The sequence below is a fragment of the Reyranella sp. GW821-FHT12G01 genome, from assembly GCF_058806575.1.
Genome location: NZ_JBXAPV010000001.1, coordinates 2076839 through 2093211, shown reverse-complemented (window position 1 = coordinate 2093211; position 16373 = coordinate 2076839). Strand labels below are relative to the sequence as shown.

16 protein-coding genes are annotated in these 16373 nt (G+C 66.8%); 10 read left to right on the top strand and 6 right to left on the bottom strand.

The features are described 5' to 3' along the window. Positions 1-92: 92 nt before the first annotated feature. Together AC1RP5_RS10070 and AC1RP5_RS10065 are read left to right on the top strand one after the other, a co-directional pair. Positions 93-1904: a beta strand repeat-containing protein gene (locus AC1RP5_RS10070; protein ID WP_493110505.1), complete on the top strand. Its 1812-nt coding sequence runs from the start codon at positions 93-95 to the stop codon at positions 1902-1904. A 126-nt stretch (positions 1905-2030) separates the two neighbouring features. Further along, complete coding sequence (locus tag AC1RP5_RS10065; RefSeq protein ID WP_493110504.1) at positions 2031-2390, top strand: hypothetical protein; 360 nt, start codon at positions 2031-2033, stop codon at positions 2388-2390. Between the two features lie 11 nt (positions 2391-2401). Here AC1RP5_RS10065 and AC1RP5_RS10060 read toward each other — a convergent pair whose 3' ends face one another. Together AC1RP5_RS10060 and AC1RP5_RS10055 are read right to left on the bottom strand one after the other, a co-directional pair. Beyond that, on the bottom strand, positions 2402-3661 hold the full coding sequence (locus tag AC1RP5_RS10060) for a glycosyltransferase family 61 protein (protein ID WP_493110503.1): 1260 nt from the start codon (positions 3659-3661) through the stop codon (positions 2402-2404). Positions 3662-3809: 148 nt separating this feature from the next. Continuing rightward, the gene (locus tag AC1RP5_RS10055; protein ID WP_493110502.1) at positions 3810-4772 is read right to left on the bottom strand and encodes a hypothetical protein; all 963 of its coding nucleotides are present in this window, start codon (positions 4770-4772) and stop codon (positions 3810-3812) included. Positions 4773-5226: 454 nt separating this feature from the next. Between AC1RP5_RS10055 and AC1RP5_RS10050 the strand changes: the two genes are divergently transcribed. Further along, positions 5227-5604, top strand: a complete 378-nt coding sequence (locus AC1RP5_RS10050) for a VOC family protein (RefSeq protein ID WP_493110501.1) — start codon at positions 5227-5229, stop codon at positions 5602-5604. Here the strand turns inward: AC1RP5_RS10050 and AC1RP5_RS10045 are convergent. Then, positions 5502-6035 (bottom strand): hypothetical protein, encoded by a 534-nt coding sequence (locus tag AC1RP5_RS10045; protein ID WP_493110500.1) that lies wholly within the window; start codon positions 6033-6035, stop codon positions 5502-5504. The genes AC1RP5_RS10050 and AC1RP5_RS10045 overlap by 103 nt on opposite strands. Before the next feature lie 46 nt (positions 6036-6081). Further along, positions 6082-6444 (bottom strand): hypothetical protein, encoded by a 363-nt coding sequence (locus AC1RP5_RS10040; protein ID WP_493110499.1) that lies wholly within the window; start codon positions 6442-6444, stop codon positions 6082-6084. A 202-nt stretch (positions 6445-6646) separates the two neighbouring features. Between AC1RP5_RS10040 and AC1RP5_RS10035 the strand changes: the two genes are divergently transcribed. From AC1RP5_RS10035 to AC1RP5_RS10020, 4 genes are all read left to right on the top strand, one after another. Beyond that, entirely contained in the window at positions 6647-9250 is a 2604-nt protein-coding gene (locus AC1RP5_RS10035; RefSeq protein WP_493110498.1) for an HWE histidine kinase domain-containing protein, read from the top strand. A 101-nt stretch (positions 9251-9351) separates the two neighbouring features. Further along, positions 9352-10584 (top strand): GAF domain-containing sensor histidine kinase, encoded by a 1233-nt coding sequence (locus AC1RP5_RS10030; RefSeq protein WP_493110497.1) that lies wholly within the window; start codon positions 9352-9354, stop codon positions 10582-10584. Positions 10585-10663: 79 nt separating this feature from the next. Continuing rightward, entirely contained in the window at positions 10664-11122 is a 459-nt protein-coding gene (locus AC1RP5_RS10025; RefSeq protein WP_493110496.1) for an acyl-CoA thioesterase, read from the top strand. Between the two features lie 116 nt (positions 11123-11238). Further along, positions 11239-12207: a hypothetical protein gene (locus AC1RP5_RS10020; RefSeq protein WP_493110495.1), complete on the top strand. Its 969-nt coding sequence runs from the start codon at positions 11239-11241 to the stop codon at positions 12205-12207. Positions 12208-12307: 100 nt separating this feature from the next. Here AC1RP5_RS10020 and AC1RP5_RS10015 read toward each other — a convergent pair whose 3' ends face one another. Beyond that, the gene (locus AC1RP5_RS10015; protein ID WP_493110494.1) at positions 12308-12724 is read right to left on the bottom strand and encodes a hypothetical protein; all 417 of its coding nucleotides are present in this window, start codon (positions 12722-12724) and stop codon (positions 12308-12310) included. A gap of 212 nt (positions 12725-12936) precedes the next feature. Between AC1RP5_RS10015 and AC1RP5_RS10010 the strand changes: the two genes are divergently transcribed. After that, the gene (locus tag AC1RP5_RS10010) at positions 12937-13287 is read left to right on the top strand and encodes a hypothetical protein (protein ID WP_493110493.1); all 351 of its coding nucleotides are present in this window, start codon (positions 12937-12939) and stop codon (positions 13285-13287) included. 54 nt (positions 13288-13341) lie between these two features. After that, on the top strand, positions 13342-13920 hold the full coding sequence (locus AC1RP5_RS10005) for a peroxidase-related enzyme (RefSeq protein WP_493110492.1): 579 nt from the start codon (positions 13342-13344) through the stop codon (positions 13918-13920). 190 nt (positions 13921-14110) lie between these two features. Here AC1RP5_RS10005 and AC1RP5_RS10000 read toward each other — a convergent pair whose 3' ends face one another. After that, on the bottom strand, positions 14111-14641 hold the full coding sequence (locus AC1RP5_RS10000) for a hypothetical protein (protein WP_493110491.1): 531 nt from the start codon (positions 14639-14641) through the stop codon (positions 14111-14113). Between the two features lie 162 nt (positions 14642-14803). Here AC1RP5_RS10000 and AC1RP5_RS09995 point away from each other — a divergent pair, with 162 nt between their 5' ends. After that, entirely contained in the window at positions 14804-16366 is a 1563-nt protein-coding gene (locus AC1RP5_RS09995; protein WP_493110490.1) for an ABC transporter substrate-binding protein, read from the top strand. Positions 16367-16373: the final 7 nt, after the last annotated feature.

The window sequence follows — 16373 nt, the reverse complement described above, 5'->3', positions numbered from 1 at the left end:
TTTTTACATCAACGTCTCAATCGCTCCCCCCTCGCCTTCCCGCTGAACCGGGCGCGTGGCACCCCGCTTTCGAAAGCGAGGGAGTGCGCGCCATGGCTTACGATGTCGTTTTCGGTCCCGGCCAGTACAGCCTGATCTCGGTCGAGGACGGCAGGAAGACCCTGCTGGCGGGGTATGCCATCGCCGGTATCAATGGCAGCTCGGATACCCTGCTGACCATTGCGTCGACCGGCAGCGTCTACCGGGAGAGCGGCGGTGGCGCCGTCTACTTCTCCGGCGGATCGGTCACCAACTACGGGTCCATCTTCGGGAATGCCGCCAGTGGTGTCTCGGTCACGAACGCCGGGACCGTCACGAACTACGGCACCATCGCCGCCGACAATGCCGGGGTCGATTTCACCGCTATGGGCCGGGGCACCGCCACGCTCACCAATTCCGGCAGCGTGGTCGGGATGTTCGGGGTCTATTCCTTCAACAACAGCGGCACCAACACCATCGTCAATACGGCCGGCGGCACCATCCAGGGCACGGCGGGCACGGCGATCTACAGCAACGGCGCCGCCCTCAACCTCACCAATGCCGGCTCGATCATCGGCGACATCTCGATATTTCGGTCAGCATCGACCGACACCGTCGTCAACGACGGCGTGATCCAGGGCAACGTCAACTTAAACTTGGGCAACGACACCTACAGCGGCGTCGGGCGGGTCAGCGGCACCGTGTATGGCAGCGAGGGCAACGACACGCTGAGCGGCGGCATCTACGACGACCGGCTCGACGGCGGCAACGGCGACGACATCCTCGACGGCGGCCGCGGCATCGACATCATGACCGGCGCACCGGGCAACGACACGTTCTACGTCGACTCCGCGCGCGACCAGGTGATCGAATATGCCGGCGCCGGCACCGACACGGTCTATACGAGCGTGAGCTACGTGTTGCGCGCGAACATGTCGATCGAGTTCCTGTCGGTCAATCCCGCCGCGGAGTACGCCAACGTCGCGATCGACCTCACCGGCAACGAGTTCGCCGGCACGCTGACCGGCAACGACGCCAACAACAGGCTGAACGGCAAGGGTGGCGCCGACACGATGATCGGCGGCGACGGCGACGACACCTATTACGTCGACGACGCCGGCGATGTCGTGGTCGAGACCGCCAACCACGGCACCGACACCGTCTTCACCTCCGTGAGCCACACGCTTTCGGCCAATGTCGAGATCCTGCGCGCGCTCGGCGCCGGGGACATCGCGCTCACTGGCAACAGCCTCGCCAACACGATCATCGGCTATGCCGGCGCCAACGTCATCGACGGCGGCGCGGGCGCCGACACGATGACCGGCGGTGCGGGCGACGACACCTATATCGTCGACAATCCAGGCGACAAGGTCTCGGAACGGCCGGGCGGCGGCAACGACGAGGTGCGGTCGAGCATCAGCTTCATCCTGGGTGGCAACGTCGAGAACCTGACGCTCACAGGCACGGCCGCGATCGACGCGACGGGCAACAAGGCGGCCAACACGATCACCGGCAACGATGCCGCGAACACGATCGCGGGCGCCAGCGGGATCGACACGCTGACCGGCGGCGGCGGCGCCGACACCTTCGTCTTCGCAAGCCGCCTCACCGCGGCGAACCACGCCACGATTACCGACTTCCAGCACGGCACCGACCACATCGCGCTCGACGATTCGATCTTCAAGCGCATCGGCAGCGCCGGCTCGCTCGACGAGGCCTTCTTCACCGCCTCCGCCCCCACCACCAAGGACCAGCACATCCTCTACGACCAGAGCACGGGCGTGATCTCCTACGATGTCGACGGCGTCGGCGTGAAGCCCGCCATCGCCTTCGCGCAGGTCACGCCGGGCACGGTGCTCGACCACCACGACTTCCTGATCGTGTGAGCGCGCGGCCTCTGCATCTTCAGCGCATCTGCACGGCAATTGCCCCAGACAAGCCCGAAGCCTCCCACCGAAACGACGTATTTCGCAGGCCTATAGGGGCCGAAGCGAAAATCGGTGGAGTAGATCATGTCCTCGAGACTCTGGCTGTGCGCCCTGCTCGTCACGGCATCGTCCACTGCCGCACTGGCCGCCAACGACGGTGCGCCCAATGCAGGCCCAGGCCCCGGTCCGGGCAGCGCCCCGAACACCGCCACCGCTCCCTATTCGCCGCCGGTGATGCAGCCGCCGACGACGCAGCCGCCCACGATCCAGCCCCAGGCCGGCGCCCCCGCCTGCCGCCAGGCCAAGCCGCGGCCGCAACTGACCGCCGAGGAGAAAGCGCGCCGCCAGGCCATCAGGGCGCAGCGTGTCGCGCAGGGATCGGCGCAAGGAACGGGAACAGCCCAGGCCCCGAAGCCGCATCACGCCAAGCTGCCGCTCTGCTGAGCGGCGAGCGCTCAGTCGATTTCCTGTAGCGCCTTCTCGAGCACGTCCATCTCGAGCGTGATGTTGCCTACATCCTTGTCCAGCTTGGAACAGGCGATGTGGAACGACTCGTTGCCGCGAATGGCGCCGATCAGGAGCTGATTGAACGCCGACTTGGTGCGCAGTTCGATCAGCTTCGCCTGCGGGTTGGCATTGAACAGCATCATGTGCAGCGCCGAGCCGGACGGCCCCGCGACATGCGTTGCGTTGGCCACGATGGCCACCTGCTCCTCCACCGGCAACGCTTCGGGATGCACGATCTCGTAGCCCTTGCTTCGGAACAGGGCTTCCGCCGCGTCCTCGTTGACGATCGTCCCGCGTTGCGCTCCGCCGGTCTGTGCAGCGCCGAACGCGCGCCGGCTGAGATAGACCTTCTCGGGCGTCGGCCCCTTCTTCGCCCGGTCCCGCAACAGCCGCTCGCGCAGGTGATCGAAGACGGTGCACATGCCGGGCGACGCCTTGATGCCCTGCCAGAACTGCGACGACGGCACGATCAGCCTTGCCACGAGAAGGTCGCGACTGGCGGCGATCCGGATGCGCGAGGGCGACACGTCGAGCGCCGCCAGGAGCTTCGTCGCGAAGGGCGGCGGGCTCAGCCGGTCGTTCCAGTCGTGGAACAGCACCGGGATGGTCGCGTCGGCCTTCGTCAGGTACCAGGCGCGCGACAGCGATTCGAGGAGGAACTGGCCGAAGTTGGCGGAGAGCGAGCCCAGGTAAATGCTCGTCCCGTAAATGCGGGCCGCCTCCTCCAGCCGGGCGCGCTCGACGGTGGGCGGGTTCACGCGCCTGTAGATGCGATGCTTCGTCAGCTCGTCATGTTCCAGAAAGCCGGGAACGATCTTCCCGTCGTCGCGATAGACCGCGCCGGAAAAGGCGCCGGGCGGCAGTTGCGGATCCCTGACCTTCGAGACGAAGGCCGGCATGACCGTCTCGACCTCCAGCGGCACGGCCTCCACGACCGGCGCCGGCGCGCGCATCGGGCTGAGGTTGAAGAAGGTGGCTCGGCCCTGGCTCCATTTCCAGTGCGGAGGCCGCCTGGACTGCGGCGTCGCTTCGCGCTTGGGTTTGGGCTGGCGTGGGGGCTTCGGCTCGCGCGCGGGCTTCGCCTCGCGCTTCGGCCGGGGCGACGGCTCGATGAAGGTTCGGGCCGGCGGGTCGCCTTCGAGGGGATTGAGTTCGCTACCCGACCATCGGGGCCGGGTGCCCCCAGTGGAAGATTGATCCGACGCCATTCCTGATCCTTGCCTGACGGGCCAGACTAGCGACTGGGCCGATCAAGCGGAAGTTTACAGCAATCGGAACCGTTCGAGGCTCGTCTACATTTCCGCAGTACGGGCGAGCAGATCGTCGCACGCTGCGATCACGTCGTTCACGCCTCGACTACTTCGCCAACGGCCTGCAGGCCGCCAGTCGCGCCTCGCCGCCCCATTGCTCGAAGACGGTGCGGACGGCCTTGTCGATGTCGGCCTGCGTGTAGGTGAGCCCGACGACCCGCCTGATGTCGTGCTTGGGGAAGATCACGTACTGCACGTCGTCGCGCGCGAGCTTCTTGATCCCCTCATAGGTCTCCGTGCCGGTGACCTCCTTCTGCCCGAGAGCCGCCGCCAGCCGGATGGAACCCTCTCCGATCGAGGTTGGCGGGCCGCTGTCGCCGGTCACCGCGAAGGCCGTCACGCCCGTCGCATTGTCGCGCACGACCACGAAGTCGCCGTCGTCGGTGCGGACGCCCTGCGAGCGCCAGTCCGCGCCGCCGGGCAGGACGATGGCGTTGAAGACGAGAGGATCGATGTAGCGGGCCTGGTCGCATTCGGAGCGCGACGGATCGACCAGCAGCGACGTCTGGGAAACGAAATAGCCCTTGTAGGGCCCGCTCTGGATCCGGCACGGCACCGGCCAGGCCTGGCCGGGCTGCACGGCCCACGGAATGATGCTTCTGGTCGCGACCTGGAACTCGGCGTCGGGCGCGTAGTTCGCGTCCCGGGCGCTCTCGAACGCGCGCAGAAGGCGCGAGTAGCATTCGCCCTGCCGCGGCCAGCACAGGAGGCTGGTGCCATCACGCTTGCGCACGTTGGTGAGGGCGTTGCCCATGTTGTTGAAGGCCAGGCCCTTGTTCGCCCAGGGATCGTCGGGGTGATAGGAGCGCGACGACCCGTCGGTGTTCACGTCGAGGTTCGATCGGAAGTAGAGCGCGGGTATGCCCGTGTCAGCCGCGTAGATGCCGGTCTTGTCCTTGTCGACATGCCGGACCGTGAGCTTCATGTCGCAGTCCGCCGCGCCGAGCGGCGAAGCGGCCGCGCCGGCGAGCAGTATCCCGGCAAGAATCATCCCTGGAAAGGTACGCATCAAAGTCTCCCCCGACACCCGAGCGTTTTACCGGACCACACGCTATACGAGATAAAGTTTAGCGTCACGACCTCCATAAGAGCTGCCAGCCGGCCGCACTTCCTGGTGGCGAGTCCCCATATTTTTCGCGCGTCGTTGCTCTCTGCAGAACGGGTCGTAAGGGCAGCGTAAGCGCTGGCTGGCACTTTCACCGGACAAGCCCGCAAAGGGCCTATCGGGGGATAGGATGGCGCAACCGCTTTGGCCGAACGTGAGCCACGCGCAATATCGCAACGAACGGGGAGAGTCGTCCCGCCGCCGCGAGGATGCGCGCGAGCGCTGAGGCGCCGCCCGCACCTCCCGGGGAGCTAAGCCGGCCCTTTCGGTCGGACAATCGAAGCAGGTGACGAGGTAGACCGGGTCGGTCCCCTCGACGGCTTCGGCGTGGCATTCTTCTGCACCGCAAGGAGCAGCCATGTTCGACCATCTGGGAATCGTCTTCCGCGATCTCGCAGCCGCCGGCGCCTTCTATCGCGCGGTGCTGGCGCCCCTCGGTATCAAGCTCGCAGAAGATCACGGCGGCTCCGACGGCGCCGGCTGGCTGGTCTTTTCCACGGGCGAACCGGAATCGCCCTTCTTCGTGGTGGCGGGAGGCCGGCCCACCTTCTGGACCGATGGACATGAGCCCGCGCGCAGTCCCGCGCACTTCGCCTTCCGCGCACCGGCGCGCACCGCGCGGATCGCGTCTCGTTATCGCGCGGGTGGAGGATCGATCCTGAAGGAATCGATGAAGCGGCGCGTGTCGGGGCGGTCGGCGGTGCCGCCGGGCGTCACCGTGACCACGACCATCTGATAGAAGCGCGCGCCCGCGAACACGATGCGCATGACGAGGACGACGCCCTTGTCCTGTTCGATGACGAACTCCCGCGCCGGCTGGCCGGCCACGGTCAGCGCCTTGTCCGACAGCAGCTTGTGGCCCTTGGCGACGGCGTCGCGCGCGGCCTCCAGCGCCTTGTCGAGGCTGAGGCCCGCGACCGCTTCGGCGGGATAGTCCATGTAGCTCACGAGGTAGGCTGTGTTGGGGCGCTCGACCACCGCCTGCATCATCGGGATCTTCTTGCCCTGGACCGGCGTCTGGACCGTCTCCAGCTCGGGCGTTCCCGGCATCTGGATGCTGTAGCGCCCGCCCTGGGACCGGTATTCGCTCCACCCTTGCGCCGTCGCGCCGGCCGTTGCCGCCAGCGTGAAGAACAGTCCCAACAGGATCGATTTCAACAGCGCCATCGCAGGTCCCTCCCCCGGGACGGCGACTGTAGCGCATCGAGGCGCGTCAGGGCATGGGCAGGAGATTGAAGCGACAGGAATACTCCCGGTTCACCACCTGCAGGTCGCGGCCCCTCGCGTTGCCAACGAGATCGACGGTGAAGGTCCTGCTTCCCACCGGCACGGTGATGGTCTTGTTGACGAAACCGTCGGCGGACATCGGCACCAGGAAAGCCGTCCTCTCGCCGGTCTTCACCGACAGGGCGCTTCCGGCATCGGCGAAATCGAAGAACAGCTTCGAGACATCGGCCTGCTGACAGGCGAACGCCGATGCGGGGTCGAGCGTCACCCGCGCCCGCCAGGGCTCGGCCGATGCCGTCGTCGACGCGGCGACGACACATAGCGCAACGATGGCCGGAAGTGTGCGCACGAAGGCCTCCAGGGGGTTTCCGGTTCCAGATTTCTCGAGATCAACTGCAGGGCGGGCCCGCAGTTGCGGCGGATGATAAAGGGCCTTGCTTCACGCCCCTTTTCCCCGGTTCAGGCAACCCGGGCAGGGCAAAAACGTTACTCAGCCTCGGGGCCGGAACGACGCCACACGGCGCGTCATCGGGCACATCTTGGAGTACTGGGTGAACGAGCCGGTCCAAAGCGTCGATCTCACGAATTGCGATCGCGAGCCCATCCACATTCTGGGCGCCATCCAGCCCATCGGCTTCCTGATCGCGCTGACCTCGGACTGGATGATCGCGCGCGCCTCGGCCAACGTCGAAGATCATCTCGGCTTCGGTCCGGAAGAGCTTTTGGGCAAGCCGCTCGCGGACTTCTTCCAGGCCGAGGCGATCCACGACCTGCGCAACCGCACCATCATGTTGCGCGGACCCGACTCGGTGGAGCGGCTGTTCGACGTCGAGGCCGTCGACGGCCGGCCGCATTTCGACATCGCCATTCACCTGTCGGCGGGCAGCGTCGTGATCGAGGGCGAACCCTCCTCGGGCGAGCATCGCGATTCGACCGGCATCGTGCGCTCGATGATCGGCCGCCTCGACCAGTGCGACGACCTCAACGCCTTCTTCCGCGAGGGCGCGCGCCAGGTGCGCGGCCTCACCGAGTTCGACCGCGTGATGGTCTACCGCTTCGCCCCCGACGGTTCGGGCGAGGTGGTGGGCGAGGCCTGCAAGCCCGGCATCGGCACCTTCCTCGGCCTGCGCTATCCCGCCAGCGACATCCCCCAGCAGGCGCGCGAGCTCTACAAGCGCAACCTGCTGCGCGTCATCTGCGACGTGAATGCCGAGCCGGTGCCGATCGTGCCGCAGCTCGACCCGTCGGGCCGGCCGCTCGATCTCTCCCTCTCGGCGTTGCGCGCCGTCTCGCCGATCCACATCGAGTACCTGCGCAACATGGGCGTCGGCGCCTCGATGTCGATCTCGATCATCGTCGAGGGCAGGCTGTGGGGCCTGTTCGCCTGCCATCACTATTCGGCGCGCTGCCCGAGCTTCGAGCGCCGCGCCGTCAGCGAGCTGTTCGCGCAAATGTTCTCGATGCGGCTGGAGGCGCGCGAGCGCCAGGAGCATGTCGCCTACGAACGCCGCGCGCGTGACGTCTCCGACCAGTTGCTGGGCGCCATCGCCTCCAACGAGACGCTGCTCGAGGATCCCGACTGGCTGGCCGACATCCTGATGCGCGCCATCCCGGCCGACGGCATGGGCATCTGGATCGCCGGCTCCTACGCCTTTTCCGGCGTCGTGCCCTCGACCGACGAATTCCGCCGCATCGTCCGCGCGCTGAACGGCACGCAGGCGGGCAAGGTCTTCGCCACCGACCATATCGGCTCGATCCTCGACGGCGCGGGCGCCTTCGCCTCGACCTCGGCGGGCCTGCTCTCGATCCCGATCTCGCGGTCGCCGCGCGACTACGTCGTGCTCTTCCGCTCCGAGATGGTGCGCTCGGTCCGCTGGGCGGGCGATCCGCAGAAGCCGGTCCAGTTCGGCCCCAACGGCCCGCGGCTCACGCCGCGCCAGAGCTTCGAGGAATGGAAGGAGCTGGTGCAAGGCAAGTCGCAACCCTTCAGCCCCGCCGAGTTGCGGGTCGCCGAGACGCTGCGCGCGACGTTGATCGAGGTCGTGCTGCGCCTGGCCGACGAGGCGACCGCCGAGCGCCAGCAGGTGAGCGCGCGGCAGGAGCTGCTGATCGCCGAGCTGAACCACCGGGTGCGCAACATCCTGGGCGTGATCCGCGGCCTCATCCGTCAGTCGCAGCCTGACGAGCCCGCAGTGAAGGACTTCGTGCGCCTGGTCGACGGCCGCATCCATGCACTGGCGCGCGCGCACAACCAGATCACCGACGACCACTGGGGCCCGGCGCCGATGCAGGCGCTGATCGACGCCGAGACGGCGGCGATCGTCGGCGACAAGGAGCGGCTGGTCTCCGAGGGCAGGCCCCTCCTCCTCAAGCCGCAAGCGTATTCGACGGTGGCGCTGCTGCTGCACGAACTGGTCACCAACTCGACCAAGTACGGCAGCCTCTCGACGCCGACCGGCCGCACGCGGCTCGGCTGGCATCTCGACGCCAGGGGCGACCTGATGCTCGAATGGTCCGAGAGCGGCGGCCCGCCGGTGAAGAAGCCGAGCCGCAAGGGCTTCGGCACCACCATCATCGAGCGCTCGATCCCCTACGATCTCGGCGGCGCGGCCGAGATGAGCTACCTGCGCGATGGCATCAAGGCGTCCTTCCGCATTCCGGCGCGCCATGTCGTCGAGCCCAAACCCGGCGCCGTGACGCCCTCGCGCTACCAGCGCTCCGCGCCCGGTCATCCGCAGGCGCAGCCGGGACAGATCCTCAAGGGCTGCTCCATCCTGCTGGTCGAGGACAGCCTGATCATCGCGCTCGACGCCGAGGACATTCTCTACCGGCTGGGCGCCGAGAACGTCACCACGGCGGCGACCGTCGAAGCCGCCCTCGATGCCATCGATGCCGCGCCGCCGTCGCTCGCCATGCTCGACATCAACCTGGGCGATCGCAACAGCTTCCCCATCGCTCACCGCCTCAACGACCTCGGCATCCCGCTGCTGTTCGCGACCGGCTACGGCGAGCAGGCGCAGCTGCCGATGGAGCATCGCAGCCGCATCGTCGTGCAGAAGCCCTATACGCTCGAGATCGTGGCGCGCGCCGTGCACGAGCTGATGGGCGACCCGGTGCCGGCAGACAAGGCATTGGCTTCGGGCGCGAAAAGCTGATGCAGCGGGCACTGCGTTCGACATCCCACGCAAGGATTCCATCAACCGGCCGCCCGACAAGGGGTAAGTACTTGGTAAGCACGCCGGGCTATACCTGATCGATGGAAGCCCTCCGACATTCGGACGAAAGCCGGCGCGTTGCCGCCTTGCGGGCCTACGACATCCTCGACACGCCGCGCGAGGAGGAGTTCGACGAGGTCGTCCGCGTCGTCAGCGCGATCTGCGGCACGCCGATTTCCGTCATCAACCTGATCGACAGCGAGCGGCAATGGTTCAAGGCCGAGATCGGCCTCGGCGTGCGCGAGACGCCGCTCCCCGCCTCGATCTGCGCCCACGCGATCCTGCAGCCCGATCTGTTCGTCGTGCCCGACACGCTGAAGGACGAGCGATTCTCGGACAATCCGCTGGTCACCGGCGATCCGCGCCTGCGCTTCTATGCCGGCGCCCTGCTCGAGACGCCCGAGGGCCTGCCGCTTGGCACGATCTGCGTCCTCGACTACCAGCCGCGTGAACTGGACGAGAACCAGAAGGCGCTGCTGCGGCTGACCGCGCGCCAGATCATGAAGATGCTCGAGCTGCGCCGGCTCAACGCGACGGAGCGAATGGCGCGCCAACGGGCCGAAACGCACGCCGAGGCGACCACGGCGCGGCTGACGCATGCCAACAGCGAATCCGAACTGCGCGAACAGTTCATCGCCGTGCTGGGCCACGACCTGCGCAACCCGCTGGCGTCGATCCAGGCCGGCGCCCAGCTCGTGAAGCGCGGCAAGCTCACGCTCGACGAGATGCTGCTTCTCACCCAGGGCAGCATCTCGCGCATGTCGGGGCTGATCGACAACATCCTCGACTTCGCGCGCGGCCGGCTGGGCACCGGCATCGATCTCACTCGCAGCGATGTCGCCTTGGCGCCGGTCCTGACGCAGGTGATCGACGAACTGCGCGCCACGGCGCCCGATCGCGCTTTCGTCACCGACTTCGCGTTGACCGAGACCGTGTCCTGCGACCCCGGCCGCATTGGCCAGCTTCTCTCCAACCTGCTGGGCAACGCGGTCGTCCACGGCGCGCGCGGGACGCCGATCGGTATCGAGGCGAAGGTGAAGGACGGCACGTTCGAACTCAGCGTGAGCAACGCCGGCCCACCCATTCCCGAAGCGGCGCTGGCAAAACTGTTCGAGCCCTTCTTCCGCGGCGAGGTCCGCGCCAGCCAGCAGGGCCTGGGCCTCGGCCTCTACATCTGCAGCCAGATCGCCCGCGCCCACGGCGGCACCCTCACCGCAACCTCGACGCCCGACAGGACGACGTTCACGTTCCGCATGCCTCAGGCCAGAGGCTGACGCGACGCGCGGTGTTTGCGACGATTGCAGCGTCCGCCACGATCTGTAGAAGAGCCCTATCGAAGCGGGAGAGATCGCGATGGCGGGCGTGAAGGCGGCGAAGGACGAGCGGCGCGGGGATTTCGGATGGTGGCTGCCGATCGCCAGCCGCTGGTCCGATTGCGACGCCTACGGCCACGTCAACAATGCCGTCTATTACAACTGGTTTGACACGGCGCTCACGACCCTGGCGATCGAGCGCGGCATCCTGCAGGCGCCGGGCCAGACCTCGATCGGCCTGTGCATCGCCAGCGGCTGCGAGTTTCTGGCGCCGGTCGGCTTTCCCGAGACGGTCGATGTCGGCATCCGCATCGGCCGCATCGGCAACAGCTCTGTGCGCTACGAACTCGCGATCTTCACCAGGGATAGCGAGGCGCCGGCCGCCCTCGGCCATTTCATCCACGTCTATGTCGATGCTGCCTCGCGCAAGAGCGTGTCGCTGACCGACGCGCAGAAGGCGAAGGTGGCGGACCTGGTTGTTCAGGCGGGGCCCGCCTAGAGCACGCATCGGCTCGGTGTCCTCGCGAACGGAGCGGACCTGCCGAGCGTACAAACGAGCGCATTGAATACAAAGTCGAACATCGCCAAGCTCCCGGCGCGACTTTGGGGGAGAGTATGCGTTCGTTCCTGGCGTGCATCGGCTTGGCCGTGACCCTTGCGGGTTGTGCAAGCACACAACTGAACTACAACACGGCGGATCTCGCCTCCTCGCTTGGGTCGCTGCAGAAGCGACAGATTTTTTACAACCTCTCCCAGGCGCTCGATGACCCGGAGTTCGTCCCGTCGCAGGTGACGATCTCGATCGGCACGGCCCAGACCGCCAACGCGGTCAATCCCGGCATCACCCTTCCCCTGGGCCCAAGCTTCTCGCAGGCCACCCGGCTCACCGAGGCCCGGGCGCCGACGACCCAGATCACGGGAACGCTGGCAACGGCCGCTCCCGGCATCGGCGTCCAGCTCGTCGATTCATGGAACCAGAGCTGGACGATGGTTCCCGCCAACGGCTCCAACCAGCTCCGCCGCCTGCGGGCGCTCTATCAATATGCCACCGGCACGCTTTCACATCAGGACCCGTCGAAGGAACTCACCGAGGAGGAAGCGGAGAAGCTCTTCCTCTGCGAGTACCCGCTTCAGGCGCTCGCGATCCCCTCGTCGCCGCCCGGCGACAACATCGCCTACAAGCTCGCGGGCTGCCCGGAAAACGGCTCGGTGGCGCACGAGCGCCTTCTCTATGCCGACCCGACCTTCACGCAAGGGCCAAACTGCGTGATCTGCGTCGACGACCTGAAGTCGAAGCACCCCCGGCTCTATGTGAATCCCAACCTGAAGTACCGCTTCATCCACGGCGAGAAGAACAGGACCGCCGACATGATCAAGATCGGCGATCACAGCCTCACGTCGTTCTATGTCTGCGGGTCACGGAACAGCACCTGCAGGCGCGTCGCCAATCAGGAGCCCTACGACGGGCGCAAGGCGTTCAGCGACTTCGTGCTGTTCGTCTACGAGGCGATGACCATGCCGGCCGGCGGCTCCGGCAGCGGAAGGTCCACCGGCGGCGCCAACTTCGTCTACTCGGTGCGGTAATGGGCTGAGCGAAGCTCAGCCCGTTGAGCGACAGGACATTGCTTGCAATGTCCGAGAGCGCCGAAGGGCGAACGATCGCCTCATGACGCCTCCGTCGCTGTTAGTGCGACGTCGGGCCCGTCTCGGATTCGGGGAGGCTGGCGCGGACGGCGGACGAATCGAGCCAGCGGCGCGCCTTTTCGGGATCGTTGAACACGCGCATCGGCCGCTTGGCCGCGGCGAGGATGCCGAGCACGCGCGAGATCAGATGGTACTTGTCGTCGGGCACCACGACCGCCAGCGGCCCGTGATCGTCGCCGCCGGTCTGCAGGGACCTCATGCGCACGCCGATGCTCAGGATATCCAGCGGCCCCATCCGGGTCTCGCCATAGGTGCCGTCGAAGATCTTGCGGTAGCCCAGCACGTTCGAGCCGACCATCACGTCGAGCATCCGGTGCACTTCGTCGAGGTCGACATTGCCATCGCACACAGCCGTGAAAAGCTGCTCCCGCGAGTCGATGGTCCAGTGCAGAGACATGTAGGGAAGTCCGCGACGCACACGATGTTGAAGAGGCCAAGAATGGGCGACGGTCCGGCGGGAGGCAAGCCTGTCTGCAGGCTCTGGCCAACATCCGTTGGATATCGAACGCCTATCTGCGGGCGGCCTGAAACTCGCCCACCGTCGCCAAGGAACCGCCATGTTCTGCAAGCGTAGTGCAGTCGGTATGCGTAGCTTGGTGGAGGCGTAGCGTGAGACTGTCATCCGAACTTCTGAAGCCGGCCCGCCTGGGCCTCACGGCGCTGGCCTGCGTCCTGGCGCTCGGCGCCTGCGCCCGCGAGATCGGCAAGCCGATCGACGCGGAGGCCGTCGACCGGCTGACGCCGGGCCAGACTACCTACACCGACGTCGTGCGCCAGTTCGGCAAGGCCGTTCGCGTGCGCGGCCATGGCAACGGCACCACGGTCGCGCAGTGGCAATACCTGAAGGACACGCCCGACGGCACGGATTACGACAGCCTCAGGATCGTGTTCGACAAGGACCAGCGCATGGTCCGCATCGTCGACTGGCACGACAGCGGCGAGGAAGACGACGAGACCTGAGACGCGGTAGGTTGGCGTCAACCAATCACATGCGTTTTCGGGAGCACGCCCCTCATGTCCGCTAAAGAACTCGCCGTCAGCCGCTTCCCCGTCCCTGCGCTGGCCGACATGCCGGCCGACATCCGCGAGCGCATCGAGAAGGTGCAGGAGAAGTCGGGCTTCATCCCCAACGTCTTCCTGGTGCTGGCGCATCGCCCCGAGGAGTTCCGCGCCTTCTTCGCCTATCACGATGCGCTGATGGACAAGCCCGGCAACCTCAGCAAGGCCGAACGCGAGATGATCGTGGTGGCGACCTCGAACCTCAACCAGTGCCAGTATTGCGTGATCGCCCACGGCGCGATCCTGCGCATCCGCGCCAAGGACCCGCTGATCGCCGACCAGGTCGCGATCAACTACCGCAAGGCCGATATCTCCCCGCGCCAGAAGGCGATGCTCGATTTCGGCGTGAAAGTCAGCCAGTCCGCGCATCTCGTCGGCGACGCCGACATCGCGACGCTGAAGGAACACGGCTTCGACGAGGAAGACGCCTGGGACATCGCTGCCATCGCCTCGTTCTTTGGCCTGTCGAACCGCATGGCCAACGTCACCAGCATGCGCCCGAACAAGGAATTCTATGCGATGGGGCGCGGCTGAGGGCGCGCCTCAAAAGTATCGCTCTGTTAAAACACCCACCTCACCCTGAGGAGCGGGCCGCAGGACCGCGTCTCGAAGGGTGGGCACGCGCACCACGCTTGTTGCCCATCCTTCGAGACGCGCCGCTGCGCGGCGCTCCTCAGGATGAGGCGGGTGGGCAATTCAACACGGAAAGACCCTGACGCGCGACTCACGCGACGCCGCGCTCGTGACGCCGCGTTCTCGCGTCGAGGCCGTTGCGGCGCAGCAGGGAGAGGTCCTGTCGGACGTGCGCGATCGACTTCGAGACCGCTGCCGCGATCTCGGCGACGGTTCGGGTGCCGTCCGCCAAGGTCATGATGGCGTGGCGGATCGTGCCGGGGGCCGGCAGGCGGTCCGGCCTGTTGGGGCCGTGCTGTGACTTGATCCCCTTCAGGCGAACCACGCGACCGAGGCACCCGCGCTTGAGCCCAAGATCGCGTTCGGCGTTGAGAACCGACTTGCCCGCGCGGATCATCGCGAGGCCGCGCTCGATAACGGCGCGTTTCCGGGCCTTCGTCGCTTCCTGCCGGACGCTCTCGTCGCGCTGCTTCTTCTCGCGCTCGATCCGGCGCAGATCGTAGATCCTGTTCTCCAGCCCGGCGGCCACGGCGATCTGATGCACCCGCTGCGGCGACACGCCGAGCTCGGTGCCGATCTCGCGCAGAGTCCTGCCCTTCGCCAGCCGCCGCGCCACCAGCATTGTTCTCGCCGGCGGCTTGGGCGACGGCTGAAGACGGATTTGAAGCTGAAGGGCGTCAGTATGCATAATTATTAAATTGTGCATACGATGCTTCGGCATGCAAGCTGATGATTTATCGGCACCGACCGCATAAGGTCTGCGCCCATCCGGAGTTTCCCGTTCATGCGTCTGCGTCGCCTCGCCTTCCTGCCGCTCTGCTTCTCCCTGGCATCGACCGTGGCGACCGCGGTCGTGGCGCAACAACCGCTGATCGTCGTCGCGGCCGTGTCAGCGGATCCCGGCCATCTCAATCCAGCGATCACCACAGGCTCGCCGACGCATGCGGTGGCCGACTCGCTGTTCAACGGGCTGGTCGCACTCGACCAGAAGGGCGATCCGCAACCCGACCTCGCGCTGCGCTGGCAGCTTTCCGAGGACGGGATGCGCGCACGCTTCGAGCTGGCGCCGAATGCGAAATGGCATGACGGCCGCGCGGTCACGGCCGACGACGTGAAATTCACCTTCGAGCGGGTGCTGGTGAAGCATCATGCCCGCACGCGCGCGAGCCTCGGGCCGGTGCTCGACTCGATCGAGGTGCTGAGCCCGACCAGCGTGGAGTTCCGCCTGCAGCGGCCCTATCCCGCCCTAATCCAGCAGCTCGACGTCACCGAGGCGCCGATCCTGCCGCGCCATGTCTATGGCGAGGGCGACATCGAGACGAACCCGGCGAACCTCAGGCCGGTCGGCTCCGGCCCCTATCGCTTCGAGAGCTACGCCAAGGACGACCGCGTCGTGCTGGCGCGAAATGCCAGCTACTTCAAGCCGGGCCTGCCCAAGCCCGACCGGCTGGTGTTCCGCGTCATTCCCGACGGCGCCACGCAGGCGCAGGCGCTGGCCGCCGGCGAGGTCGATTTCGTGGGCCGCGTCGCGCCTAACGAGATCCAAAGGTTGCAACGCTCGGGCAAGGTGACGACCACCGACGTGCGTTTCGGGCCGGGCGGCGGCAACTGCATCATGACCCTGGGCTTCAACCTCGACCGGCCGTCGCTGCAGGTCCGCGAGGTGCGCGAAGCCTTCGCCGCGGCGATCGACCGCCGCCAGTTCGTCGAGCGCATCCTGCTCGACCATGGCCGTGTCGCCGACGCGCCGATCTCGAGCGGCATCCCGTGGGCGCATGCGGCCGGCTCCTTCCCGGCCTCGCTGTTCGACCCGGCGCGCGCCCGTGTATTGCTCGACCAGGCAGGACTGAAGCCCGACCCGCAGGGCGTGCGCCTCACCGTCGAGCTGGTGCAGTTCGCGAGCTTCGGCCGCTACGCCGATCTTTTGCGCGAGCAGCTCGGCGCGGTCGGCATCCGCGTGCAGCCGCGCCTGGTCGATCCGGCGGCGATGGTCGACGCGGTGTTCCGCCAGCGCGCCTTCGATCTCACGCTGATTTCCTACTGCAACGGCACCGATCCCGAGATCGGCGTGAACCGCATGTATCTCTCCAGCAACATCGGCAACATCCCCTTCTCGAACGCGGCGGCCTATCGCAACCCGAAGGTCGATGGGCTGATCGCGGAGGCCCGCGCCACCACCAACCGCGAGCGCCGCGCCGAGGCCTATCGCGCGATGCAGCAGATCGTGGTGAAGGACCTTCCCTACGTCTGGCTGGTCGAGACCGACTTCACCGCGGCGTGGCGCAACGAGTGGACCAGCTTCGCGGCCTGGAGCGGCCAGTTCGCCGAACGCGCGGCGCGCCGCTAGGCCGGAC